The organism is Affinundibacterium baiyunense (genome assembly GCF_018139645.1).
In the GTDB taxonomy this organism is placed as follows: Bacteria; Pseudomonadota; Gammaproteobacteria; order Burkholderiales; family Burkholderiaceae_D; genus Undibacterium; species Undibacterium baiyunense.
In genome coordinates, this window is sequence record NZ_JAGSPM010000005.1 from 18,579 (window position 1) to 42,681 (window position 24,103).

21 protein-coding genes are annotated in these 24,103 nt (G+C 44.8%); 13 read left to right on the top strand and 8 right to left on the bottom strand.

Features of this window, described 5'->3' with window-relative positions; genetic code table 11:
* The first annotated feature begins 263 nt into the window (after positions 1-263).
* Both KDM92_RS09385 and KDM92_RS09390 read left to right on the top strand, forming a co-directional pair.
* The gene (locus KDM92_RS09385; RefSeq protein WP_212684105.1) at positions 264-1,370 is read left to right on the top strand and encodes an S-(hydroxymethyl)glutathione dehydrogenase/class III alcohol dehydrogenase; all 1,107 of its coding nucleotides are present in this window, start codon (positions 264-266) and stop codon (positions 1,368-1,370) included.
* A gap of 306 nt (positions 1,371-1,676) precedes the next feature.
* Positions 1,677-3,344: a peptide chain release factor 3 gene (locus KDM92_RS09390; protein ID WP_230408267.1), complete on the top strand. Its 1,668-nt coding sequence runs from the start codon at positions 1,677-1,679 to the stop codon at positions 3,342-3,344.
* Positions 3,345-3,510: 166 nt separating this feature from the next.
* Here the strand turns inward: KDM92_RS09390 and KDM92_RS09395 are convergent, their stop codons facing one another.
* Positions 3,511-4,788: an MFS transporter gene (locus KDM92_RS09395; protein WP_212684107.1), complete on the bottom strand. Its 1,278-nt coding sequence runs from the start codon at positions 4,786-4,788 to the stop codon at positions 3,511-3,513.
* A 493-nt stretch (positions 4,789-5,281) separates the two neighbouring features.
* Between KDM92_RS09395 and KDM92_RS09400 the strand changes: the two genes are divergently transcribed.
* The 3 genes from KDM92_RS09400 to KDM92_RS09410 all read left to right on the top strand — a co-directional run bounded on the left by KDM92_RS09400 (position 5,282) and on the right by KDM92_RS09410 (position 8,705).
* Positions 5,282-6,406, top strand: coding sequence for an acyltransferase family protein (locus tag KDM92_RS09400; protein WP_212684108.1), 1,125 nt, complete (start codon positions 5,282-5,284; stop codon positions 6,404-6,406).
* Between the two features lie 236 nt (positions 6,407-6,642).
* On the top strand, positions 6,643-7,779 hold the full coding sequence (locus KDM92_RS09405) for an HD-GYP domain-containing protein (protein WP_212684109.1): 1,137 nt from the start codon (positions 6,643-6,645) through the stop codon (positions 7,777-7,779).
* A gap of 56 nt (positions 7,780-7,835) precedes the next feature.
* Positions 7,836-8,705 (top strand): response regulator, encoded by an 870-nt coding sequence (locus KDM92_RS09410; RefSeq protein ID WP_212684110.1) that lies wholly within the window; start codon positions 7,836-7,838, stop codon positions 8,703-8,705.
* An 85-nt stretch (positions 8,706-8,790) separates the two neighbouring features.
* Here the strand turns inward: KDM92_RS09410 and KDM92_RS09415 are convergent, their stop codons facing one another.
* From KDM92_RS09415 to KDM92_RS09445, 7 genes are all read right to left on the bottom strand, one after another.
* On the bottom strand, positions 8,791-10,560 hold the full coding sequence (locus tag KDM92_RS09415) for a DUF3426 domain-containing protein (RefSeq protein WP_212684111.1): 1,770 nt from the start codon (positions 10,558-10,560) through the stop codon (positions 8,791-8,793).
* A 24-nt stretch (positions 10,561-10,584) separates the two neighbouring features.
* Positions 10,585-11,505, bottom strand: coding sequence for a 50S ribosomal protein L11 methyltransferase (gene prmA, locus KDM92_RS09420; protein WP_212684112.1), 921 nt, complete (start codon positions 11,503-11,505; stop codon positions 10,585-10,587).
* Between the two features lie 217 nt (positions 11,506-11,722).
* Positions 11,723-13,090, bottom strand: coding sequence for an acetyl-CoA carboxylase biotin carboxylase subunit (gene accC, locus KDM92_RS09425; protein ID WP_189346968.1), 1,368 nt, complete (start codon positions 13,088-13,090; stop codon positions 11,723-11,725).
* A gap of 126 nt (positions 13,091-13,216) precedes the next feature.
* A complete protein-coding gene (gene accB, locus KDM92_RS09430) occupies positions 13,217-13,687 on the bottom strand; it encodes an acetyl-CoA carboxylase biotin carboxyl carrier protein (protein ID WP_212684113.1) in 471 nt (156 codons plus the stop codon).
* 136 nt (positions 13,688-13,823) lie between these two features.
* Positions 13,824-14,261 (bottom strand): type II 3-dehydroquinate dehydratase, encoded by a 438-nt coding sequence (aroQ, locus tag KDM92_RS09435; RefSeq protein ID WP_212684114.1) that lies wholly within the window; start codon positions 14,259-14,261, stop codon positions 13,824-13,826.
* Between the two features lie 80 nt (positions 14,262-14,341).
* Entirely contained in the window at positions 14,342-14,878 is a 537-nt protein-coding gene (locus KDM92_RS09440; RefSeq protein ID WP_212684115.1) for a TlpA disulfide reductase family protein, read from the bottom strand.
* Positions 14,878-15,486, bottom strand: coding sequence for a hypothetical protein (locus KDM92_RS09445; protein WP_212684116.1), 609 nt, complete (start codon positions 15,484-15,486; stop codon positions 14,878-14,880). Before KDM92_RS09445 ends, KDM92_RS09440 begins: the two co-directional genes overlap by 1 nt.
* Before the next feature lie 153 nt (positions 15,487-15,639).
* Here KDM92_RS09445 and mpl point away from each other — a divergent pair, with 153 nt between their 5' ends.
* The 8 genes from mpl to corA all read left to right on the top strand — a co-directional run bounded on the left by mpl (position 15,640) and on the right by corA (position 23,978).
* Complete coding sequence (gene mpl / locus KDM92_RS09450; RefSeq protein WP_212684117.1) at positions 15,640-17,067, top strand: UDP-N-acetylmuramate:L-alanyl-gamma-D-glutamyl-meso-diaminopimelate ligase; 1,428 nt, start codon at positions 15,640-15,642, stop codon at positions 17,065-17,067.
* 21 nt (positions 17,068-17,088) lie between these two features.
* Complete coding sequence (locus tag KDM92_RS09455; RefSeq protein ID WP_212684118.1) at positions 17,089-17,658, top strand: YqiA/YcfP family alpha/beta fold hydrolase; 570 nt, start codon at positions 17,089-17,091, stop codon at positions 17,656-17,658.
* Positions 17,659-17,692: 34 nt separating this feature from the next.
* On the top strand, positions 17,693-18,286 hold the full coding sequence (locus KDM92_RS09460; RefSeq protein ID WP_212684119.1) for a chorismate--pyruvate lyase family protein: 594 nt from the start codon (positions 17,693-17,695) through the stop codon (positions 18,284-18,286).
* 34 nt (positions 18,287-18,320) lie between these two features.
* Positions 18,321-20,423 carry an RNB domain-containing ribonuclease gene (locus KDM92_RS09465; protein WP_212684120.1) on the top strand — a complete coding sequence of 701 codons (2,103 nt, stop codon included), beginning with the start codon at positions 18,321-18,323 and terminating at the stop codon, positions 20,421-20,423.
* 120 nt (positions 20,424-20,543) lie between these two features.
* Positions 20,544-21,440, top strand: a complete 897-nt coding sequence (locus KDM92_RS09470; RefSeq protein WP_329603145.1) for an energy transducer TonB family protein — start codon at positions 20,544-20,546, stop codon at positions 21,438-21,440.
* The gene (gene aroE, locus KDM92_RS09475; RefSeq protein WP_212684121.1) at positions 21,437-22,291 is read left to right on the top strand and encodes a shikimate dehydrogenase; all 855 of its coding nucleotides are present in this window, start codon (positions 21,437-21,439) and stop codon (positions 22,289-22,291) included. The genes KDM92_RS09470 and aroE overlap by 4 nt, the downstream gene beginning before the upstream one ends.
* A 3-nt stretch (positions 22,292-22,294) precedes the next feature.
* Positions 22,295-22,993, top strand: a complete 699-nt coding sequence (mtgA, locus tag KDM92_RS09480) for a monofunctional biosynthetic peptidoglycan transglycosylase (RefSeq protein ID WP_189346978.1) — start codon at positions 22,295-22,297, stop codon at positions 22,991-22,993.
* Positions 22,994-23,003: 10 nt separating this feature from the next.
* Positions 23,004-23,978, top strand: coding sequence for a magnesium/cobalt transporter CorA (gene corA / locus KDM92_RS09485; RefSeq protein WP_212684122.1), 975 nt, complete (start codon positions 23,004-23,006; stop codon positions 23,976-23,978).
* Positions 23,979-24,103: the final 125 nt, after the last annotated feature.

A 24,103-nucleotide genomic window follows, 5' to 3' on the forward strand; every position in this document is an offset into this window, starting at 1 on the left:
TACCCATAGTTTATGCGAGCCAGTGGAAGTCCAGCATTTAAGTATCTATTTTAGCGATACATGTCGACAACCTGATTAGAAAAAATGAAGGCAAGCTTAAATTTATATTGACACGAGTTGGTTAGAATTTTAGCGGATTCCATTTTCCACAGCATAACAAAATCAGAAGTAGGAATTAAGGTTAAAATCCGTTTCGATCCGAGTTAAATTTGAGTTTGAATCAAATTTCTTTAATTTATTAACTTACGCGAAAGACCTCAATAATGAAAACCAAAGCCGCAATCGCATGGGAAGCAGGAAAGCCATTAACTATTGAAGAGGTAGATCTTCAAGGTCCAAAGGCGGGCGAAGTATTAGTCGAAATTAAAGCGACGGGCATTTGTCACACCGATTATTACACGCTGTCGGGTGCAGATCCTGAGGGGATTTTTCCAGCGATTCTAGGGCATGAAGGTGCCGGTGTTGTGGTCGATGTTGGGTCAGGTGTGAAGAGTTTAAAAAAGGATGATCACGTCATCCCACTCTATACGCCTGAGTGTCGTGAATGTAAGTTTTGTTTATCGCAAAAGACCAATTTATGCCAAGCTATTCGCAGCACGCAGGGACGCGGTTTGATGCCTGATGCGACTAGCCGTTTTTCTATTGATGGCAAGCCGATTTTTCATTACATGGGTACATCGACATTCTCCAATTACATTGTTGTCCCAGAAATTGCTTTGGCAAAGATTCGTGAAGATGCACCGTTTGATAAAGTTTGCTATATCGGCTGTGGCGTCACCACTGGCGTTGGTGCGGTCTTGTTCACAGCTAAAGTGGAAGCTGGTGCAAATGTTGTCGTGTTTGGTTTAGGTGGTATCGGTTTAAATGTGATTCAAGCCGCACGCATGGTTGGCGCGAATAAAATTATTGGTGTCGATATCAATCCCGCGCGTGAAAGCATGGCACGCAAATTCGGTATGACGCATTTCATTAATCCGAAAGAAGTTGCGAACGTGGTCGATGCGATTATCGGTATGACTGATGGTGGTGCGGATTATAGTTTTGAATGCATCGGCAATACAACAACCATGCGCCAATCATTAGAGTGCTGCCACAAAGGATGGGGACAATCCATCATCATTGGTGTCGCGGCAGCAGGACAAGAAATTAGCACGCGTCCATTTCAATTAGTTACTGGTCGGGTTTGGAAAGGCTCTGCCTTCGGTGGCGCACGCGGTCGCACCGACGTTCCAAAAATTGTCGATTGGTACATGGAAGGCAAATTAAATATCGACGACTTAATCACCCATAAATTGCCTTTAGAGAGAATTAACGAAGGCTTTGACTTAATGAAGAGTGGCGAATCGATTCGTTCTGTGGTCGAATTTTAATACTGATGATTTGATCTGAGTGAAGCGCAATTAAGAACAATCAATTCATTTTGATATTGTCCGTCATTTGCGCTTTAACTACCTAAGACTTAACTATCAAAGTTTCGATTACTTGTGCTTTGATTTTTGCAATCTCTTTCTCTAAAGCTAAAAGCGCGAGGGATTCTCTGCTTATTTCGCGCCTTATTCCTGTAATTTGTACTTAATTTGTTATTTCGAAATCCGAGCGCGGGTCTGCGCAAGCGAGAAAATCACGGTATCGCATGTTAAAATGTGCGGTTATTTTTTTCTAAGCAAAATCTCGCAATGACCGATTCCATCAGCACTCCAGACGATAGTAATGAAGCAGACAACCTTGTCGTCAAAAAAGTATCGACCGACCTCATCAGTAAAGAAGTAGCGCGTCGTCGCACATTCGGGATCATTTCCCACCCGGATGCAGGTAAAACCACTTTGACTGAAAAACTTTTGATGTTTTCGGGTGCGATTCAGTTAGCGGGCACGGTCAAGGCGCGTAAAAGCGGTCGTCATGCGACCTCTGACTGGATGGAAATTGAAAAGCAACGCGGTATTTCGGTAGCGTCCTCAGTGATGCAGTTTGAATATCGTGATCACGTCGTTAACTTATTAGATACACCAGGTCACCAAGATTTCTCAGAAGACACGTATCGCGTGTTGACCGCAGTCGATTCGGCCTTGATGGTGATCGATGCGGCAAAAGGTGTGGAAGAGCAGACCATTAAGTTGCTCAATGTTTGCCGTATGCGCAACACACCCATTATTAGTTTCGTCAATAAAATGGACCGTGAAACCCGCGATCCCTTGGAATTGCTCGACGAGCTCGAATCAGTCTTAAAGATTAATTGCTCACCAGTGACTTGGCCGATTGGTATGGGTAAAACTTTCCGCGGTGTTTATCACATCTTAAAAGATGAGATCATGTTGTTTACACCAGGTAGTGAGCGTGCCGATCAAGAATTTGAAGTTGTTAAAGGTATCGATAATCCACGTTTGGCTGAATTATTTCCATTAGAAATCGAGCAATTAAAGATGGAAGTCGAACTGGTACACGGCGCTTCACATCCTTTTGATTTAGCAGCTGTTTTGGCAGGTACGCAGACGCCGGTATTCTTCGGCTCTGCAATCAATAATTTTGGTGTGCGTGAGATTTTGAACGCGCTGCTTGACTGGGCACCCGCACCACGCGAGCGTGATGCGACTGTGCGTACCGTTGCACCGACTGAAGAGCCATTCTCTGGTTTTGTGTTCAAAATTCAAGCAAATATGGACCCAGCACATCGTGATCGTATTGCGTTCTTACGTGTCTGTTCAGGTCGCTTTGAGCGTGGCATGAAGCTCAAGCATTTGCGCATTAATCGTGACATTAAAGTGTCGTCGGTGGTGACCTTCATGGCATCTTCACGCGAGCAAGTCGAAGAAGCCTATGCAGGCGATATTATTGGTTTACCGAATCACGGCAATATGCAAATCGGTGATAGCTTTTCTGAAGGCGAATTACTGCAATTTACGGGTATTCCTTACTTTGCACCGGACTTTTTCCGTATCGCACGGATTTTGAACCCATTAAAAACCAAACAGCTACAAAAAGGTTTGCAACAATTGGGTGAAGAGGGTGCTGTGCAGGTTTTTAAACCTATCGTCAGCAGCGATTTAATCCTTGGCGCGGTTGGTGTTTTGCAGTTTGAAGTAGTCGCTAGCCGTTTGAAAAATGAATATGGTGTTGATGCTGTATTCGAGGGAACAAGTATTAGTAGCGCGCGTTGGATTACTTGCGAAGATAAAAAAATGTTGGCTGATTTTGAACGCTCTAGTGCGGGCGCCAACGTCGCTTATGATGCGGCCGGTAACATGGCTTACCTTGCTAGCTCCGGTGTCAATTTACGATTAACTCAAGAGCGTTGGCCTGATATCGTGTTCCATGCAACGCGTGAGCACGCGGCGAAGTTGGATTGATGCGTTGTTGTTGGTTTTGACTGGCACACAAAAAAAGGCAGAAATTTTTCTGCCTTTTTTATTACTGTTTATACAAAATAGAAAAGCGAGCGACTTGTTAACTCAACGACGTGATCTGATGAGTTGGATCGGTCATATTTTCGCCCCAGTTTGAACTGACTGCCAACTATTGGGAACTATCCGCTTCCTGATCTTTAATATTAAGAAAGCGACACAGGAATAAAACTGGTAGTGCTGAGATGATGACCCAGATAAAGAAATTGTGATAGCCAAGCATGGTTTGAATTTTTCCACTTAGCATTTTCGGGATAACCAATCCTAGTTGCATAACGCCAGTGGCAAGGGCGTAGTGTGCTGTTTGGTATTTTCCAACCGCGACTACTTGCATCATAAATAGAATCAGCCCAACGAAGCCAAAGCCGTAGCCGAACATTTCTATGCTTAAGGCTGCGCCAATAATCATTAAATTATCTGGTAATGAAGTGCTCAAAAAAAAGAACACGATATTCGGGAAATTCATTGTGATAATTAGCCAAGGTAAGGCTCGGCGTAGGCCTAACCAAGAAGTAAAGTAACCACCAAGTATGCTGCCGCCCAAAAACGCGATTGTGCCTGCGGTGCCATAGACCAGACCAACTTGTTCATTGCTTAAACCTAAGCCACCATGTTCTTTTAATTCTTTTAGAAATAGCGGGCCTATGGTTTGGATTTGTCCCTCGCCAGTTCTAAATAAAATGATGAACAGAATTGCCAACCAGATTCCTGGCTTTTTGAAAAAATCGATGACCACATCAACAGTGGTTGTGTAAATACTGCGCATGGATTGCTTGGATTCTGCTTGCTTTACATTGGGTAAAGACCAAGTGTGATAGAAACCAAGTGCAACTAACATTGCGCCTAACAATCCAAAAATAATTCCCCAGGCTTGTGCTGGCGGCATGCTTTTTTCTAGATGCCCAGCCAAGATAACTAGTCCACCAAGCGAAATGAATTTAGCCGCATTAAAAAATGCACCTTGCCAGCCAGCGTAGGCAGCCTGTTGTTTATTGTTGAGACTCGCTATGTAGAGCCCGTCTGCGGCGATGTCGTGGGTTGCAGAAGATATGGCGACAACCGCGAGTAAAGCGATACTGACTGCGAAGTAGTTGGGTAGCTGCATCGCTAGCGCAACGAGCCCTAGCGTCGCACCCCCGATTAGTTGAAAGCAGACTACTAGAAATTTCTTGCTACGAGCAGCTTCCAGAAATGGACTCCACAATGGTTTAAATACCCATGCAAAACCAATCGCGCCAGTCCAATAAGCAATTTCTTCGTTCGATACGCCTAAACTTTTGTACATCAAACCTGCGACGAGTGCGATCGCAAAAAAAGGTAAGCCCTCGGCCAGATAGAGTGTAGGAACCCAAGTAATCGGGGAGCGCGCAGGTTTTTGTTCGGTAGTCATAACAGCTGTCTCAGAAGGTGTAAGCAAAGATTCGGTGATATTTTGAGTGTTGCAGTAGGTAACTGAATCCAAACTGGTATATCGACGAAAGCAAGCTAAATTCGAAAATTTGGTGATACGAGCGGTCAGGTTTGAGCGCCTGAGCTACAACATACTATTCCGTTTTTATTCGGTCAACTGGTTTTACAAAAATAATGCCACTTAAGTACCAATATGCAACTATACTGATGTTTTTTGTTCGCCTACTCGTCTAAATAGGTGTTTCTAATTGCAATATTCAGTATAGTTAATCAGAGATGAATTGAAGTTAAGGTACTTCGAGTTGATTGATGTAGTTACTCTCGATTTTAGATAATTCACCTGAGTGGTATTGAAATATTGAAATCGTTTTGATTTGAAAATATTGGATGAAAAAGGTTTTCATGGTGCTGGGAAATGATGTTGCGGATGGTTTGGAAAAGTCTTAATCGGGGGGGCAGGAATGAGTCAGGATATGAATCAAGATGGGCAAGTGTATCTTGCGCACAGTCATGCGCAAGTTGCGAGTTTAAACAATCAACGTTTAACCTCCATTGATGCTTTGCGTGGGCTAACAGTTGCCGCAATGTTGTTAGTCAATAATGCGGGTGATTGGAATTATGTTTATTCTTGGCTTTCGCATTCCAGCTGGCACGGTGCGAGTCCTGCTGATTTCATTTTCCCGTTTTTCTTGGTCATCGTCGGTGTTTCCTTGTACTTGGCCTTAACGCCCAAATTCGAAAAAGGCCTTAATGCGAGACAATTGGCGCCGACAATTATTTGGCGTGCTTGTAAAATTTTTGCCCTAGGTGTGGCTCTACACTTGGTCGCGGTTGCATTGATTCCTGATCGTCAATTTCGCTTAATGGGGGTGTTACAACGAATCGGGTTGTGTTTCTTGGTGGCGGGTTTGCTCTTTATTTATCTACGCTCTTTAAAGCAGCTTTGGTACTTGATCGTTGCCATATTATTGTCTTACTGGTATTTGTTAGCGTCGGCTGGTTCTTATCAAGCACATTTGAATTTGGTTGATCAAATTGATACGCGTATTTTAGGAAGTCTCGCCTATCATTTCGATGTGCAATCAGGTTTAGCGCAAGAGCCAGAGGGCATACTGAGTACTTTGTCTGCTATCGTTTCTGTTCTATTGGGAATTCAAGCGGGGGCGATTCTGCGCCGAGGACTGGCTAGCAATCTCTTATTGCTGGGTTTGGTGATGTGTGCGTGTGCTTATCTCTGGTCATTTGTTTTGCCGATCAATAAACATCTTTGGACATCCTCATTTGTGTTGTGGACCACGGGATTTGCTTACCTGATTATTTGGCTCATGCATCAACTCGTTGATCGCTTGAAGCTGCCCGCAATTGGTTTAAGTTTTGGTGTGAATGCGATTGCGGCATATGCGGGTTCATGGGTAGCAACTTGCGTATTGGCGGGAACAGGATGGATGGATAAAATTTATAGTGGATTGTTTGTTCCCATTTTTTCGCCGATCAATAATCCATATTTGACATCGCTGGCTTTTGCTATTGTATTTACAGCGATATTTGCCGTTTTGATGTTGATCTTACGCAAAATTGGCTGGCGCTTCTCCGTTTGAATAGCCAACTTGAAATTGCTTTTTTTGATTGAAATTTGTTGGTGATGATTGCTTTGGAGTTTTCATAGCACAAGCACTCTCGATCTGTTGCATCAATTCATCAGACAAACGCGTAAAAGCTTGTGTCTTGTGCTTACTCTGTTAGGATAGAAGAGAAGGTCGCTCGCAAATCCTTTGGTTTGCTTGCTTGGCGCTTCTCGTAGCTTCGCTTCTCTCTCCACCTAATGGAGTTATGCATGTCGAGTAAACGTATTTCGATGTCAGATATCGTGCTTGGGCAACCCTTGCAATGGGATATCTTTGGTGCCGATGGCAATTTGTTGTTGAGGCGCGGCTTTGTCGTGAATAATGCACATCAAGTCGAGGTTTTGATTGAACGTGGGTTATATGTCGACGGCGACTTAATGGAGAATGCATCGCGCGATAAGAAAATTCCTAAAGTAGTTGAACAACCATCCGTTGTGCGCATCATTTCGCAAATACGCAATGACCTACGGGCCTTGTCTTACAATTTGAATAGTGTTGAAAATCCTCGCGATAAATTCCTTACCTTAGCGAAGTATGTTTTGTTGGCGACTCGTATTGATATGGACGTCGCTCTAGGTTGTATCTTGTTACACCAGGAAGGCAATTACTCTTCTCGACATTGCGTAGATACCGCTGTAGTTGCGATTGTCATTGGACGGGCATTAAAGAAATCTGAAGATGAATTAATTCTGTTGGCAGCGGCATGCTTGACCATGAACTTGAGTATGCTCAGACAACAAGAAAGACTGCAAGAGAAAAGTGAGTCTTTGAGCGCAGAGGAACAAGAGTTGATTTTTCGCCATCCTCAAGAATCCGTGCAGCAGTTACTTAGTGTTGGTGTCAATGACGAGCAATGGTTGTCTTGGATTTTACATCACCACGAGAACGAAGATGGCAGTGGCTATCCCGCCAAGAAACGTAGCGCCGAAATCCCCCAAAACGCAAAAATTATTTCGATTGCTGATCGCTATTGTGCGCGGGTTTGCGCGCGAAGTTATCGTAAGTCTTTATTGCCAAATGCGGCATTGCGAGACATTTTAATAGGTGGAAAAAATACCGTAGACATGATGTTGCTGACGCTATTTATTCGTGAGTTAGGAACATATCCAATTGGGACTTTTGTACGCTTGGAGGATGGAGCGATTGGCGTCGTTACCAGCAAAGGTGCGACTACCACGACACCTTATGTGCACTGCTTGCTTGGGCCAAGAGGTGTGCCATTAGCCGCACCGATTAAACGCGATACACAAAAACCTTTGCATGCAATTCGTGAAGTTTTACACCGAGATCAAATTGTGATGCGCTTCAGTATGCGGCAACTTTGGGGCGATGTGGCTGCTCAGTGAATGGTATTTATTTGGCGTAGAATTTTGTGTGTTTTACGATTAAAGATTGAGATGATATGAGTCGAGACGAATTGGATGTATATGCAGAACAGAATCAGCAAATGGCTGACGAGGCAACATTGGGAGACATCGTAATGAGTGAACTATCTGAACAAGAACCGACGAGGTATTTTGATCTTGTTTATATCTATTCTGCAGATAATAGGTATGTTCAAGAATTAAGTGATGCCTTGAGTCTGTTCGATCATGAAGTGGTAGGCTTTTCTGATTTAGAGGAGTTCCGCTCCGCGATTTTGGTGAGAGCTCCGGCAGCCGCTGTGTTGGATATTGATTCCGAGGCTGGTAAGTTGGCTAAGACTGCAATGTCGACTCGTGTGATCACCAGCTTTCCAGTGATTTACATTTCAGCAAATGATAATTTTGAGGATAGATTACTGGCGGTACGCGAGGGTGCCGAAGGTTATTTTATTAAACCGATTGATGCCCAGGCTTTAAGTGTAAAAATTGACGAGAAGATTGCAAAAAACGCGGTGCGCTCTTATCGCGTGTTGGTCGTTGATGATGACGAATTTTTCTTAAGCTTTTTTGATGCTGTGTTAAGTAGTGCGGGCATGCACGTGCGTTCGTTGATGGATCCGACAGAAATTCTTGATGCGATAAAAAAGTTTAAACCAGAACTTATCTTAACTGACTTATATATGCCGCAATGTAATGGCATAGAAATGGCAAAGGTTATACGTCAGAATAACTTGTATGTCGAAATCCCTATCGTGTTTTTGTCTTCTGAGACAGAAATGCAAAAGCAATTAGGCGCAATGGAAACTGGTGCAGATGATTTTTTAACCAAGCCTATAGATCCAGAAAAATTGATTGCCTCGATTTCAGCACGCGCTGAGCGCTATCGAAATTTGCGCAAAAAAGGATGATACAGCTAAGGGGAAGGGCGGCTTAGTTTATCTAGCCGTTTTTTTTATTTACTTGCTTTATTTGCTGAAGTTTTAGAGCCAAACTTTAAGGGTAGAAAATTTCTACTTGATAGTTGGATGCCTTTGCGATATTCAGCTCAAAATACAGTTTGTGGTTGCTCTCACTGAGTGCGGCTATTCCCTTTGGTAGATCCGATTTTGTATTCAGATATTCACTCGCTTGGAAAACTTTTTGTAATACAGTTTTACCGCGACGATCTTTTAAAGTTAACTCTAGCGCTGGCCATTCTTGAATAGTAGAGCTCTTATTTTGAATTTGAAATGCTAAGGTATTGATTCTTAACTCTTCATTTAAAATCAATAACTCGCTTCCAACCAGCTCTAACATACGTCGCTCTGCCGGTAACTTGATTTGGCATCCAATCATTTGACATGCACGTAACAAGTGCGGCTTAGTCGCTGGCCATTGTGCTGCGATTTGCGTTCGGAAGAAATACGCACCTTGTAGCAAGGTAGCGAAGACCAATACTAGGCATGAAAAAAACAAAGCAAATGTTTGCCATTTTCCATAACGCCGTTTTTTTTCTGCCTGCAGCACAAATTTGGGCGTTTCTTCATCGCCATCAATCTCGGCTGGTGGCTGTGAATCAGAGATGCTTTCGACCGGCTCTTCTGCATATATTGCATCCGAATGTGTGTCGGAATCTGCGCTGCTTTGCGCAGTTGTTGCATGCGAAGACGTAAATGAGGGCGGACGATTCGATGACGCTGATTCTTTTAAATCTTCGCCTAAATGAGGTTCGTGCCTAGACCATTCTTTGGCATCTTCATCAAGCGTTGCGATTCGATTCTCTAATTCTAATTGATGTAATAAATCCGCTTGTTCAACTAGGGCGCGCTCTTCAGACGTAAGCTCGAACTCCAACTTGCCAGTTAGGGGGGAAGGCTTCTGTTTATCGTTTGAATTGCTTTCAGGCTTAGGCTCTGTAGTACCACTGACACCTAACTCGGGCTCAATTGTTTCTAATTGTGCCGAGAATTGCTGCATTAAGTTTTGTTGTTGCTGGCTATGAACCGATTCTGATGCCGAACCTAAATTCATCAATTGCTCAAATTCATCAAGCTCTTGTTCCGAATTGGAATCGGATTTATCTTTGGTTTTTACATCAGCGTTGGATTCTGGCGCTAAATTCGAATCGGGATTTGAGTCTAGAGTGAAAACTGGCGCAGTGGTATCAATCGGTGACGCATTTTCGTCTATCGTATCCTGCGTTTGTTCTTGTGTAGCTTCATCGTTTGCTGTTGTGAAGTCGTGTTCTTCGCCAGATTGACGATTAGATTCAAAATCGAATTCTTGATTTTTTGAATCAGCTGTATCTAGCTGATCATTTTGAGCATCTGCTTCTACAATGTCCGAACCAGCTTCAAACTCATCTTCAAACTTAGCAATAAATTCTGTCGTAATTTGAGGTTTATGTTCATCGCCATCTTGACTTGCTTCATCTGCAGCTATTTCAGGATGATGAGACTGTTCCGTTGCATTGGATGCGATTGGATGTTCGTCTAAACTTGATTGATGCTGCGGTTCTGTTTGCTGAGAACTAGGCAGTTTCTTTGCGTCCTCGACTGCAGCTTTCTGTTGAAGTGAGCTTGGTGTTTGTTGCTCACTTGCTGATTCTGTCAGCTTGGAATCAGGCCGCTTGCGCGGTGCCTCACCGGGTGCAAGCAAATGTTCGATGCCATTAAAGGTGAGCTTGCAAGAGCCGCATCGAACCATCCCCGCGTGTAGCTTTAGCTGGTCATTCGCGACCCGGAAGCTGGTATAGCAATGAGGACATTGGGTCGCGAGTGCCATGATGTATGTGTTCGATGCTGAAGATTAGTTGTTGGATGCGGAGCGGCGACCGTGTAAAGCAACCCAGCCTTCACGCTCTTGCCAAACACTCAATTGGATGAAAGGCGCATAAGCGGCGGCAACTTCTTCAGCTTGACGTGCTAACACGCCAGATAGAATCAGTGCGCCACCTTCGGCGACTCGACCCGAGAGCATTGGAGCCATCAGTTTTAATGGGCTTGAAAGAATGTTAGCAACGACAACATCAAATTGTTGTGTCGACGGATATTTGTCACCAAATGCTTCCGGTAGTGAGAACTCGATATCGCATTGATTGCGTTCGGCATTGAAATTCGCTGATTCAATTGCTTGAGGATCGATGTCTACGCCGACCACTTTATTCGCGGCGAGTTTTTTCGCTACCATCGCTAAAATTCCCGAGCCGCAACCATAGTCGAGCACCGATAAATTGCTGGGGGCGTGCGCTTCTAACCATTCCATGCATAAACGTGTGGTCGGATGACTACCCGTGCCAAACGCCAAGCCCGGATCTAGTTCAAGAACTAAAGCTTGTGGATCAGGAATTTCATGCCAACTTGGTACCACCCAGATATTTTTGCCGATATGAATTGGTTCAAATTGAGATTGCGTCAGGCGTACCCAATCTTGCTCTTCTACACTGCGCGTCGTGAATGATGGCACTGTTGCCAATTTGATCGACGCTGCGGCTTCCGCTACCAGCGCAGCATGGTCGATGTCGGTGTCTGCTAAGGCAACTACACGACTGCGTTCCCACGCGCGCTCAGTGATTTCCATGCCTGGTTCACCGAATAATGGTTTTTCAGCGTCTGTTCCTTCATCGGCATCTTCTACCGATACAGATAAGGCACCTGCATCCATTAGTGCGTCGGATAAATTTTCTGCGTGATCGCGCGCAACTTCAATTAGGATCTCGACCCAGGCCATAAATATGCTTTCAAATTCAAAATACGTTTCGTCGCATTCAGGAATGCAGACGAATTAAATTAATAGTGCTTACACAAAATTCCGTCAATTAGGTAGCTTGCTGTGAGCGTAAAGACCTTAGTTTTTGTTTTTCGCAAGTTCTAATCAAAAAACGCGATTGAATATAGTATCTCAATCGCGTCATGGAAACTACCTAAGCAATCTTATTGCCGATGGTTTATTTATCTTTTTTAGATAGCACAGGCATATCTGCCAATTTATGCTCTAAATAATGAATATTGGTACCACCTTCAATAAAGCGTGCATCGACCATCAATTCGCGGTGGAGCGGAATGTTGGTTTGAATTCCTTCAACGACCATCTCAGACAAGGCAATTTGCATACGACGAATTGCTTGTTCGCGCGTCGCACCGTAAGAAATCACTTTGCCTATCATTGAGTCGTAATTTGGTGGTACGAAGTAGCCAGCATAAGCGTGTGAATCAACGCGAATACCAGGACCGCCCGGTGTATGCCAAGTTGCAATACGTCCAGGTGATGGTGTAAATTTGAATGGATCTTCAGCGTTAATACGGCACTCAATTGAATGTCCACGCAATTCAATGTCCGATTGCTTGAAGCGTAGCTTGTTGCCAAACGCAATATGAATTTGCTCTTGAACAATATCCACGCCAGTAATCATTTCGGTGACCGGATGTTCAACTTGTACGCGCGTATTCATTTCGATGAAATAGAATTCACCGTTTTCATAGAGGAACTCAAATGTACCCGCACCACGGTAGCCAATCTTGCGGCAAGCTTCAGCGCAACGATTACCAATTTTTTCGATTGTTTTGCGTGGAATGCCTGGAGCAGGGGCTTCTTCAATAACTTTTTGATGGCGACGTTGCATGGAGCAATCGCGCTCACCCAACCAAACGGCGTTGCCATGCTGATCAGCTAAGATTTGGATTTCCACATGCCGTGGATTTTCCAAAAACTTTTCCATATACACTTCTGGATTGCCGAATGCGGCACCGGCTTCGGTCTTGGTCATGGTGACAGCATTTAACAACGCTGCTTCAGTATGAACCACGCGCATACCGCGACCACCACCACCACCAGCGGCTTTGATGATGACCGGATAGCCGACTTTACGTGCAGTTTGGACGATCACTTTAGGATCATCTGGCAAGGCACCGTCTGAGCCTGGTACGCAAGGTACGCCAGCTTCAATCATGGCGTGCTTAGCAGAGACTTTGTCGCCCATCAAACGAATCGATTCTGCACGAGGACCAATGAAAACAAAGCCGGATTGTTCAACGCGTTCAGCGAAATCTGCGTTTTCAGATAAAAAGCCGTAGCCAGGATGAATCGCTTGCGCATCAGTGACTTCTGCGGCACTGATAATTGCCGGCATGCTTAAGTAACTGAGATTGGATGGTGCCGGGCCGATACAAACGGATTCATCAGCGAGTTTGACGTATTTGGCTTCGCGGTCTGCTTCAGAGTGAACGACTACGGTTTTGATGCCCATTTCGCGGCAGGCGCGCTGAATACGGAGGGCAATTTCGCCACGATTGGCGATCAGAATTTTTTCAAACATAATATATTTTGCTTTGGCAGAGGTTGCAGTCCGAAAGCTTGGGAGCGGTAAATTTTGTTTTCGCCAGATTGACTGGCGAAGCAAATGGCGTCATCAAGCTAGTCGTGCTGATAGGTCGTGCTGGAATTAAGCAATGATAAACAATGGTTGGCCAAATTCGACCGGTTGACCATTTTCGACCAAAATTTGCTTGATGCTGCCAGAGAAATCGCTTTCGATTTCATTGAGCAATTTCATCGCTTCGATAATGCATAAAGTGTCGCCACTGTTTACATTTTTGCCAATGTCTACGAATGGCGCAGAACCAGGTGAGGCTGCGCGGTAGAAAGTACCAACCATAGGTGATTTGACTACATGGCCTTCAACTGCAGCAGGTGCTGCTGGAGCTGCCGCGGCAGCGATTGGTGCAGCTGCTGGTGCTGGTGCAGCTTGTTGCATCATGGTCTGCATTTGTGGCTGCATCATCACCATTTGCCCTTGTTGAGCGGGTGCGGATTTCACGATACGAACTTTACCTTCGCCTTCGGTGACTTCCAACTCAGAAATGTCGGATTCTGCAACGAGGTCGATAAGGGTCTTGAGTTTTCTTAAATCCATGTGAAATCTCCTGAAAATTGAGGGCGTTTATCTGTGCATTTAGACATACTTTTGGTCGCTAAAATGCTATTTTTGGAATTGACGCAATTCATATTTATGTGATGAATGTATGTTAATTGCGTGAAGATGCGAGAATTTAAAGGTTTTTTAATGCAAAGTCAATCGCAAAGCGATATCCATCTGTGCCTAGACCACAGATCACACCTTTGGCTATATCGGAAAGATAAGAGTGATGTCGAAATGCTTCTCGTTGATGAATATTTGAGATATGTACTTCGACAAATGGAATCGCAACACCTGCCAAAGCATCGCGCAAAGCTACACTAGTGTGGGTGTAACCACCTGGATTGATTATAATTGCGTCAACTTGTTCGGCGCGTGCTGCGTGGATTCGGTCGATTAAAGCACCTTCGTGATTACTTTGAAAACATAAGAAAACACCGTTGGCGGCTTTAATTTGTTGCTCTGCTATATTTTCTATGTCACTAAGTGTTTGTTTTCCATACACTTCTGGTTCTCGGGTGCCTAATAAATTCAGGTTGGGACCATTGATGAGCAAGATCTTGCGTGCCATAGAATTTGATGAATTTGCCGAAGTTGCTGGCATTTTGCCGTTAATTGCTCCTAATTGGCAAGCAAAAATCCAGTATCTTTTTATTTTTTTGTGTTTAGTCTTAGGATATCGGCTTTCAATTCCGGCATTTTTAAGCGTCCGGTATAAGCTTTTACGACTTTTCCTTCAGGTGAAATTAAGACGGTAAAGGGAAGCCCACCAGCCTTGTTTCCCATCGCTTGCGACAGGCTAGTACCATCCATACCAGCAGCAAAAACGGGATAGCTAATTTGGTATTTTTTTGTGAAGTCTGCAATATTGCTCGGTGTGTCGATACCCAAGCCAAGTAGTTGAACATTCTTATTCGCAAATTCTTTTTGCAATTCGACTAACTCTGGCATTTCTTCTACGCAAGGTTTGCACCAAGTTGCCCAGAAATTAACGACAAGAAACTTTCCTTGCCATTGCTTGATTGCTTGCGGTTTGGCACCCGCATCATTTAAGGTGAGCCCAAAAAATTGTTGAACCGCGGTATCAGCGGCCGGAGCTGGTTCGAATTTCTTCGCGCCAAGAGTTGCACCGAGGCCAGTAAAGACTAAGCCGATCAAGATAGCGGAGATGGTGAAACGTTTATTCATCACATAGTTCCCAATTGTTGGTTTTCTATTAAGGTCAGTAAATTGCTCAAATTGGCGCGTTCATTTTTATCGGTGTGGCGAAGATCGTCGATATCATGCACTAATAAATGAACACCCTCATTTTTGTAGATGAAACTCAAAGTCTCAAGCGCTTCACCACGTTTGCCTTGATGTTCTGAGACTTCGTAGTCGATCCCTAAGTTCAATAGGTAAATCGCAACATCTTTGCTGTTGTCAGTGTAAAGCTGTAAATAAATATCTGAATGTTCGCCCGCAGTGCCGTTTAAAACTGCGCCAATGACGTAGGGGTTGAATGCGTTCAGTTCTTGCATTAGAACTGCGGCTAATTGTCGCAAGTGCAACAATCGTGCAGGCTGGCTATCGCCGAAGAAGATCGCTTGATACTCACGCACTTGTTGTTCAATTTGCGCATTGTCCGGCAAAATGTTGCCGTTTAGCTTTTGATTGCCAAGTAACTGTTTTACAGCGCGCCGCTTGGCTGTGCCGTATTCCGCACCTTCTTCGGCGATGAATTTGGCCGCAAGCGAAGCAATTTCTTCGCGTATTTGGGTGACTGAGTCGCCATCATTAAAAATAAAATTCGTCATTTGCGCATCATATCGCATTCGGTTTAGTCCTGCCTGCGAGCTTGCTCAGGTAGAATTGCGGCAATTGAAAAAAATTGGTCAAATTGAATCGGATGAGCAGGAATTGACTTGCCACCTTCATGATCAGGCATCTTGGAAAGTTGGCGTTTTTTTATGCATATTCATATTTTAGGTATTTGCGGTACCTTTATGGGCGGGCTGGCAGTATTGGCTAAACAAGCTGGGCATCGTGTGACCGGCTGTGATGCGAATGTGTATCCACCCATGAGTACACAACTAGCTTCGCAAGGAATTGAACTGATCGAAGGTTTTGACCCAGCACAGCTGGATTTGCAGCCAGATTTGTTCGTGATTGGTAACGTGGTGTCGCGCGGTAATCCTTTAATGGAAGCGATTTTGAATCGAGGATTGCCATATGTTTCAGGGCCACAGTGGATAGGTGAGCAGCTATTGCGCGATAAATGGGTGTTGGCAGTTGCAGGTACACATGGTAAGACCACAACCGCATCCATGTTGGCGTGGATTTTGGAATATGCCGGTTATGCACCAGGATTTTTGATTGGTGGCGTGCCTTTGAATTTTGGGATTTCTGCGCGCTTATCTGGTGATACCGTGGAAGGCAAAGGCAAAAGTTCTGACTTTTTTGTGATTGAAGCAGATGAGTACGACACTGCGTTTTTTGATAAGCGTAGTAAGTTTGTGCACTATCACGCGAAGACAGCGGTTTTAAATAATCTAGAATTCGATCATGCGGATATTTTTCCTGATCTTGCCGCGATCGAAACCCAGTTTCATCATTTGGTGCGCACAGTGCCAGGCATTGGTCGTTTGATCGTGAATGCAAAAGAGCCGTCTTTAGCGCGCGTGATACAACGTGGTTGCTGGAGTGAAAAGGAATTTTTCAGTGATAGTGCTTCGGATGCTGCAGCCGATTGGTCATTGCAATTGGGTGAATTAGAAGACTTTGAGGTGTATTTCAAAGCGCAGTTGCAGGGCGTAGTTCGCTGGAACTTAAATGGCGCCCATAATCGTTTAAATGCTTTAGCTGCGATCGCAGCTGCACGTCATGTCGGGGTTGAACCGGTGACCGCGATTGCTGCGCTATCTGAATTTATCAATGTGAAGCGCCGCATGGAAGTGCGTGGTGTGGTCGCCGACATTCAAGTGATCGATGATTTCGCCCATCATCCCACCGCCATCGCCACAACAGTGCAAGGGCTGCGCCGTAAAATGGGTTCAGGACGAATTTTGGCTGTGTTGGAACCGCGTTCAAATACGATGAAGATGGGCGCAATTAAGCAAGCCTTGCCAACTAGTTTAGAAGCTTCCGACTTGGTATATGTCTATGGTGCACAGAATGGAAAAGATGCGATTCATTGGGATTTGAGTGATACTTTTTCTCCCTTGGGTAGCAAGGTAAAAGCACATCATCAACTAGATGAATTAGTGCGCGATATTGTTAACGAGGCGCGATCCGGAGACGCAATTTTGGTGATGAGTAATGGCGGTTTCGGTGGTGTGCATCAACTATTGTTAGATGCGTTGGCTTTGAAATTTCAGACCGCATCTTCTGCGCAATGAATTAGCTAGATCGTAACGACAATGATTTTGTACTTGCACGGATTTCGTTCCTCACCGAGCTCATTTAAAGCGCGCTTATTGGCACAACACTTTGCCAGCATTGGACGTGCGGATGAATTTGTTTGCCCACAGCTGCCTGCCTCGCCTGCTGCTGCAATCGCCTTGGCACAAGAATTAATCAATCAGCGTCGTGATGAACGTTTGGTTTTAATTGGTTCATCCTTAGGTGGCTATTATGCGACCTATTTGGCGGAGCAAAATGATTGCAAAGCGGTGTTGGTTAATCCCGCTGTAAAGCCACCGCGTGATTTAGAAAAATATGTTGGCGTCACTACAGCTTTTCATAGTGATGAGCCGTTTGAGTTTAAGCAAGCTTATATCGATGAGTTGAAACGATTTGCGATTGATACGATTACGCGACCTGAACGTTATTTTTTGATCGCCGCAACCGGAGATGAAGTTTTAGACTGGCGCGACATGGTTGATCATTATCCACAGTCAAAACAATTGATTATTCAAGGTAGTGACCACGGTGTGAGTGAGTTTGCTGCGTATATTGAGACCGTGATGGCGTTCTGTGATGCAGAATAATTTTTTATCCGTTCTGTCGTCAGGGCATAAACAAATGCATCGACCTAGAGTCGCACAATGGCATACGCATACAAATGGTGTGCAAGCGACGCCTATGATGGCGGATTGGTTAAGCAATCGCGATTCATTGACTGAGCGTCTAATTGCGCATAGTCAGCAATTTCGGGTGCAGCGTTTGTATCAAGGTCGCGCGATGTGTTTGCGGGATGAGTTTGCAGAGATTGACTTGGCGAAACCGCAGCAAGTAGTTGAGCGAGAAGTTTTATTGCGATGTGATGATGTTGCGGTTGTATACGCCCATACCATCGTGCCACTCACAGCAAATGCGCAAGAGTGGCCTTTATTTGCATCATTAGGAAACCGTTCTTTGGGCACGACTTTGTTCAACGATCCTTTGGTGCAACGTGGTCAATTGCAATATGCGCGATTGAGTTGGACACATCCACTCATGCGGCGTATTCAGCATTGTGAGTTTATTCAACAGGATGGTCTGTTGGGATTGACGCACTTGTGGGCGCGCCGTTCCGTATTTACGCGCCACGGCGCAAAGTTATTGGTGACAGAAGTATTTTTGCCGACGCTACAACATTTGCGCTTGGTTGCGCATTCGAATTTGTCGTCGCAGTAATGTAAAGATGTAAGTATTTTAGAAGACAGACAGCATGAATTTATTTTTTGAAGAATCCGGTGATTTCAAGGCAGGTAGCGTGTTGTCGCAAGCGGGTGAGGCATATCAGGTAGAGCTAGCCAGTGGCAAACGAACCAAGGTGAAAGCAAAAGACGTTTTATTGCAATTTACTGCGCCAACACCACAAGAATTGTTGGAACAAGCGAAGCAACAAAGTACTGAAATCGATCTTGAATTTCTATGGGAAGTTGCGGGGCAAGAGGAGTTTGGTTTTGCCGAGTTAGGGGCTGAGTATTTTGGTCACGCGCCACAGTCAGTAGAAGCCGCTGGTTTGATTTTAGCCTTGCATGGTGCGCCGTTTTATTTTTATAAAAAGGGACGCGGCCGCTACAAGGCTGCACCAGAGACGGCACTCAAAGCAGCGCTGGCTGGTATAGAAAAGAAGAAGCAGCAAGCGATTATTCAAGCTGCTTATGTTGAAGAATTGAAGCAATTGCGTTTGCCGGAACAGTTTAAAAGTTTGGGTTTGCAATTATTGTTTAAGCCTGACAAAAACAGCATTGAATATAAAGCTTTCATTGAAGCTTGTTCTGCGATGCAAATGAATCCAGCGCGCTTGATGTTGGCGAGTGGCGGATTAAAAAGCGCGAAAGACTTTCACTTGTCTAAATTTTTGCTGGAGCATTTCCCGAAAGGATCTGGTTTTCCGCAAATCCCCTTGCCAAGTTTGCCGCAAGATTTACCAGTCGCCGATGTGCGCGCATTTTCTATTGATGATGTGACGACAACAGAAATCGACGATGCTTTGTCGATCACGCATATTGATGATCACACCGTTAAAGTTGGTATTCATATTGCTGCGCCAGCTTTAGGCATACAACGTAACGATGCCGTGGATCTGATGGCTCGCGCACGTATGTCGACAGTCTATATGCCTGGCGACAAAATTACGATGATGCCTGATGCTCTGGTGGATATTTACACTTTGGGTGAGGGACAAACGCGTCCTGCGGTATCTCTTTATGTCACTGTGAATATGAGTGATTGGAGCATACTCAGCACCGAAACCAAGGTCGAAGCTGTACCTATTGCAGCGAATCTTCGCCATAACGAGCTTGATGCATTAGTTACTGAAGAAAATCTTGCGAACGACGTAGGTGATTATCCGCATAAGGCTGATATTGCCTTGCTTTGGAAATGGGTGCAAGTATTAGAAGCAGGGCGCATGGCCAAGCGTGAAAGCTTTGGCTTAAAGCCTGAACAAACCAATCGCGTCGATTTTAATTTTTATGTTGAAGATGACGTGGTTAGTATCGTGCGCCGTAAGCGTGGTGCGCCTTTAGATAAAATCGTTGCAGAGTTAATGATTTTGGCGAACAGCACCTGGGGTAAATTGTTAGCCGATCACAATATTCCTGGCATCTATCGCGCTCAAGGTGGTGGCTCTGGCGGTTGGGCCGCCAAGATGCAGGTTCGAATGGTGACACATGCCGCACCCCATCAAGGATTAGGGGTGGACCAGTATGCTTGGAGCACCTCACCTTTGCGTCGTTATACAGACTTGGTCAATCAATGGCAGATCATTGCTTGTGTGCAGCACGGTGTGACCGCTGCGTTAGCGGCTCCTTTCAAGCCAAAAGATGCAGATTTGTTTGCGATCGTGTCGGGGTTTGATGCGGCTTACGCGGCGTACGGTGATTTCCAAACCAATATGGAACGCTATTGGTGTTTGCGTTGGCTAGGTCAAGAAAAACGTCAGCAAGTCGATGCTGTTGTATTAAAAGATGAAGTCTTGCGTTTGTTGGAAATCCCGCTGATCATTCGTCTGCCTGGTATGTCACAGATGGCGCGTGGCGCGCAGGTTCGACTCGAAGTGATTCGTTGGGATGAGTTGGATTTGAGTATCGAAGTGCGTTTGCTAGAAATGTTGGCGACATCGACCGATGAAGATTTAGAAGAAGCACCAGACGACGAAGTGGTGGAGCAAGTTGCGCCAGAGTCTGAATTAATCGAGTCGGATATAGCAAATTCGCTGACGGCAGAAGTCGATGGTGATCAAGATTTGGCGCTGCAAGAATCAAACTCGGTTGCTGATTTGTCAGAAGGTCTTGATCCAAAATCAGATGGCGCGATGTAGTCCCGAATACCAACCAATCGGCTTAATGCAAGAACTGTAAATGCTTTGTTTGATCTGCTTGGCGACCGACTTTCGCTGCGCCAATTTTTTGTAAGCTTGATGTAGTGTGGAATTTAATTTGTGAAAATCATTCTGGATAATTTGATTCTTAGTATGGCAGCGCTTGCTTCGGTGCTAGTGCATGCGGTCGCCTTGATGGTGCATTTCGTGATGCCGCCGCCTGAGCCTGTGCCCGCACACGACCCTGGTTTGGAAATCATTTTAGTCAATGCAAAACATGCTAAACGTCCGATGCAAGCGCAAGCATTGGCGCAGGTGAATTTGGACGGTGGTGGTGCGAATGATGAAGGGCGTGCGAAGTCGCCACTACCTGATATGCGTCGAACAGAAGACGGAGATAGCGTTTTAGTTGCGCAGAGAAAAATTCAAGAGTTAGAAGAGCGTCAAAAGCAGTTGATTGATCAAGTACGCAATGAAACGCGCTTTAAATCGCAGCGCGTACTCGACAAGAAACAATTAGAGGATAATCAACAAGCTGAGAACGGGCGAGACCAGTTGGATAGCAGCAAAATGTTGGCGCGCTCGATTGCTGAAATCTCGCAAACGATTGAAGATCAAAACAAACGTCCACGAAAGACATTTTTATCGCCGAGCACGCAAGCTGTTGGACATGCAATTTATTACAAAGCACTACAGAAAAAAGTCGAAGAGGTAGGAACCATTAATTTCCCTCAGGTGAATGGTAAAAAACTCTACGGAGAAGTGATTATTTATATCCCGATTTTTCAAGATGGCACCATCTATGAAAAAGGTGGTGGACCCAAAGTGGAGAAGTCATCGGGAAATGCAGCATTAGATGCAGCTGCATTAAAAATTATTAGGAAGGCCGCGCCATTTGGACATTTTCCGCCGAATATGCGTTCGAAAGACAAAGACGATATTTGGATTGTGATCACGCGCTTCAAGTTTACGCGTGAACAGCAATTGGAAACCGAAATGCGCGGAGGTCAGCAATGAGTGTGATCAATAGCTCGGCGCAGTTAGACCGCTATTGCGTGTTCGGGAATCCAATTCAACATAGTAAGTCGCCGGCGATTCACGCGATGTTTGCTAGTCAGACTGGGCAAACGTTGGAATATTCCGCGAGGCTCGCACCGCTCGATAGTTTTGTCCCCTCGGTACAGCAATTTATTGCCGAAGGGGGGAAAGGTGCAAATGTCACTGTACCGTTTAAGTTGGAGGCTTATGCTTTGGCGAATCACTTGAGCGAGCGTGCAGCCATTGCGGGTGCCGTCAACACACTGACGTTTTCTGATGGGGTGATTGTTGGTGACAACACCGATGGTGTCGGCCTGGTGCGAGATATCACTGAAAATGCAAAGACCGCGATTGTTGGGCGTCGGATTTTGTTATTAGGAGCCGGCGGCGCGGCGCGTGGCGCGCTATTGCCACTGTTGGCGCAACAGCCTGCTAGTTTGACGATAGCAAACCGTACCATATCGAAAGCGGAAGATTTGGTGCAATTAGCGCATGCAACAAAAACTTATCGCGGTGAGATTGAGGCGAAAACTTGGCAAGACTTGAATGGTAGCTTCGATGTCATTATTAATGCGACTTCGGCAAGCCTGCAAAGTGAAGTGCCACCAATTCCTTACACGGTTTTTGCTGATACCAGTTTTGCGTATGACATGATGTATAGCGATGGGCAAACCAGCTTCAATCGTTATGCCGAACAAGCTGGTGCTCGCACGCGTGATGGTTTAGGGATGTTGTTGGAACAAGCAGCGGAAGCTTTTTTTATCTGGCGTGGCGTAAGACCGCAAACGGCTCCGTTGTTCGCGCATTTTCGTACTAAAGGGAGCGTTTGAAATATGAAGTTGAAACGCATTTTATTTTGGTTGATTGTTCTGCCGATTAGTTTGTTCTTGCTTCTACAATTGTATTTTTTGATTCAAATTATTTGGTGGCGTAGCTTTAATCCAGAATCAACAAGTTTCATGCGGCAGCAAGAAGCTATTTTGCAGGAGAAAGATCCAAAGTTCGTTCTGAAACATAAATGGGTCGACTATTCGAAAATTTCGAGAAATTTGAAGCGTGCAGTGATCGCGTCTGAAGATGATGGTTTCTCAGAACACGATGGCGTAGACTGGGACGCGATGCAAAAAGCCTTTGAAAAAAATAAGAAAAAAGGCAAAGTGGTGTCTGGTGGATCAACCATTACCCAACAATTAGCGAAGAATTTATTTTTGTCTGGTGAACGCAGCTATTTCCGTAAAGGACAAGAATTAATTATTACCTTTATGTTGGAAATGTGCATGGATAAAGAGCGCATTTTTGAAATTTATTTGAATTCAGTAGAGTGGGGAATTGGCGTGTTTGGTGCGGAAGCGGCGGCTCGTCATTATTACGGCATCAGTGCAGCATCCTTATCACCAGCGCAAGCAGCCCGTCTTGCGGTGATGCTGCCTAAGCCGCGATACTACGATAAAAATACTGGGTCAGCGTATTTGCAAAAACGCAGTGAAATTATTTTACGTCGCATGAACTCGTCAGAGTTACCAGCGCGCTAAAGGAGTTGGCATGATCAATGTATTTGTTTTACACAATGGACGCCTGAGTCAAATACACATCGAGAGTCGTGAAGATCTAGAAAATACCTTACCAGTGTGGGTAGATTTAACTGATCCAAACGAGGAAGAGCGTGAATGGGTTAAAGGCATTTACGGTGTGACTTTGCCAGGTGAAGACGAGGTCAAAGACATCGAAGCCTCGGCTCGTTACTACGAGGCGGACAATGGCGACTTGCATCTACGCACTGACTTCTTGATTGATGATGACGATGATGACGAGCCTGCACGTACGGTCACTGTCGCTTTCATTTTGGCACGTGAAATTTTGTTCTCTGTGCACACCGTTGATTTACCAGTATTTCGCTTAGTTAGAATGCGCGCCCGTTCGCGTCCAGGCTCAATTGCCGATTACAAAGACGTGTTAATGGATTTGTATGCGACCGATGCGGAATATTCTGCAGATGCATTAGAAGGTATTTATCAAAATCTGGAAGACGTAAGTCGAGCCGTACTGCAAAAGGATTTTTCAGATCAAGATGCAGCCGTCGCTTTGAACGCGATTGCGCAAGAGGAAGATTTGAATGGCAGGATACGTCGCAATATGATGGATACACGGCGTGCGGTCAGTTTCTTAATGCGCGGACGTTTGCTCAATGCGGAGCAGTTTGAAGAAGCAAGACAGATTCTGCGTGATATTGAGTCGCTTGATGGTCATACCTCGTTCTTGTTCGATAAGATTAACTTCTTGATGGATGCCACCGTCGGTTTTATTAATATTAATCAGAATAAGATTATTAAGATCTTCTCCGTCGCGTCGGTGGCTTTCCTACCACCAACTTTGATCGCGAGTATTTATGGGATGAACTTCAAGGTTTGGTTCCCCGAATTGGATTGGACTTTTGGTTATCCGTTTGCACTTGGCTTGATGCTAGTTTCTGCGATCACACCGTTTTGGTATTTCAAGCGTCGAGGTTGGCTAAAATAAGATAATCAGATAAGAGAATCAATTTTTTTGTTGCCATAAATTCGTTAAGAATTGTAAACGCCTGATTTTTGATTGCGAATTTCCTTTCAGGAATATTCTTGCTATTGTAAAATCAACCAGATAAG

What these genes read in the sequence shown, in the direction of transcription:
- mtgA (WP_189346978.1), top strand. Translation starts at nt 22,295, where the DNA reads ATGAAGTTGAAACGCATTTTATTTTGGTTGATTGTTCTGCCGATTAGT.
- KDM92_RS09385 (WP_212684105.1), top strand. Translation starts at nt 264, where the DNA reads ATGAAAACCAAAGCCGCAATCGCATGGGAAGCAGGAAAGCCATTAACT.
- KDM92_RS09395 (WP_212684107.1), bottom strand. Translation starts at nt 4,788, where the DNA reads ATGACTACCGAACAAAAACCTGCGCGCTCCCCGATTACTTGGGTTCCT.
- KDM92_RS09445 (WP_212684116.1), bottom strand. Translation starts at nt 15,486, where the DNA reads ATGACGAATTTTATTTTTAATGATGGCGACTCAGTCACCCAAATACGC.
- mpl (WP_212684117.1), top strand. Translation starts at nt 15,640, where the DNA reads ATGCATATTCATATTTTAGGTATTTGCGGTACCTTTATGGGCGGGCTG.
- accB (WP_212684113.1), bottom strand. Translation starts at nt 13,687, where the DNA reads ATGGATTTAAGAAAACTCAAGACCCTTATCGACCTCGTTGCAGAATCC.
- KDM92_RS09400 (WP_212684108.1), top strand. Translation starts at nt 5,282, where the DNA reads ATGAATCAAGATGGGCAAGTGTATCTTGCGCACAGTCATGCGCAAGTT.
- aroE (WP_212684121.1), top strand. Translation starts at nt 21,437, where the DNA reads ATGAGTGTGATCAATAGCTCGGCGCAGTTAGACCGCTATTGCGTGTTC.
- accC (WP_189346968.1), bottom strand. Translation starts at nt 13,090, where the DNA reads ATGTTTGAAAAAATTCTGATCGCCAATCGTGGCGAAATTGCCCTCCGT.
- KDM92_RS09455 (WP_212684118.1), top strand. Translation starts at nt 17,089, where the DNA reads ATGATTTTGTACTTGCACGGATTTCGTTCCTCACCGAGCTCATTTAAA.
- KDM92_RS09415 (WP_212684111.1), bottom strand. Translation starts at nt 10,560, where the DNA reads ATGGCACTCGCGACCCAATGTCCTCATTGCTATACCAGCTTCCGGGTC.
- KDM92_RS09405 (WP_212684109.1), top strand. Translation starts at nt 6,643, where the DNA reads ATGTCGAGTAAACGTATTTCGATGTCAGATATCGTGCTTGGGCAACCC.
- KDM92_RS09410 (WP_212684110.1), top strand. Translation starts at nt 7,836, where the DNA reads ATGAGTCGAGACGAATTGGATGTATATGCAGAACAGAATCAGCAAATG.
- corA (WP_212684122.1), top strand. Translation starts at nt 23,004, where the DNA reads ATGATCAATGTATTTGTTTTACACAATGGACGCCTGAGTCAAATACAC.
- prmA (WP_212684112.1), bottom strand. Translation starts at nt 11,505, where the DNA reads ATGGCCTGGGTCGAGATCCTAATTGAAGTTGCGCGCGATCACGCAGAA.
- KDM92_RS09465 (WP_212684120.1), top strand. Translation starts at nt 18,321, where the DNA reads ATGAATTTATTTTTTGAAGAATCCGGTGATTTCAAGGCAGGTAGCGTG.
- aroQ (WP_212684114.1), bottom strand. Translation starts at nt 14,261, where the DNA reads ATGGCACGCAAGATCTTGCTCATCAATGGTCCCAACCTGAATTTATTA.
- KDM92_RS09460 (WP_212684119.1), top strand. Translation starts at nt 17,693, where the DNA reads ATGCATCGACCTAGAGTCGCACAATGGCATACGCATACAAATGGTGTG.
- KDM92_RS09390 (WP_230408267.1), top strand. Translation starts at nt 1,677, where the DNA reads ATGACCGATTCCATCAGCACTCCAGACGATAGTAATGAAGCAGACAAC.
- KDM92_RS09440 (WP_212684115.1), bottom strand. Translation starts at nt 14,878, where the DNA reads ATGAATAAACGTTTCACCATCTCCGCTATCTTGATCGGCTTAGTCTTT.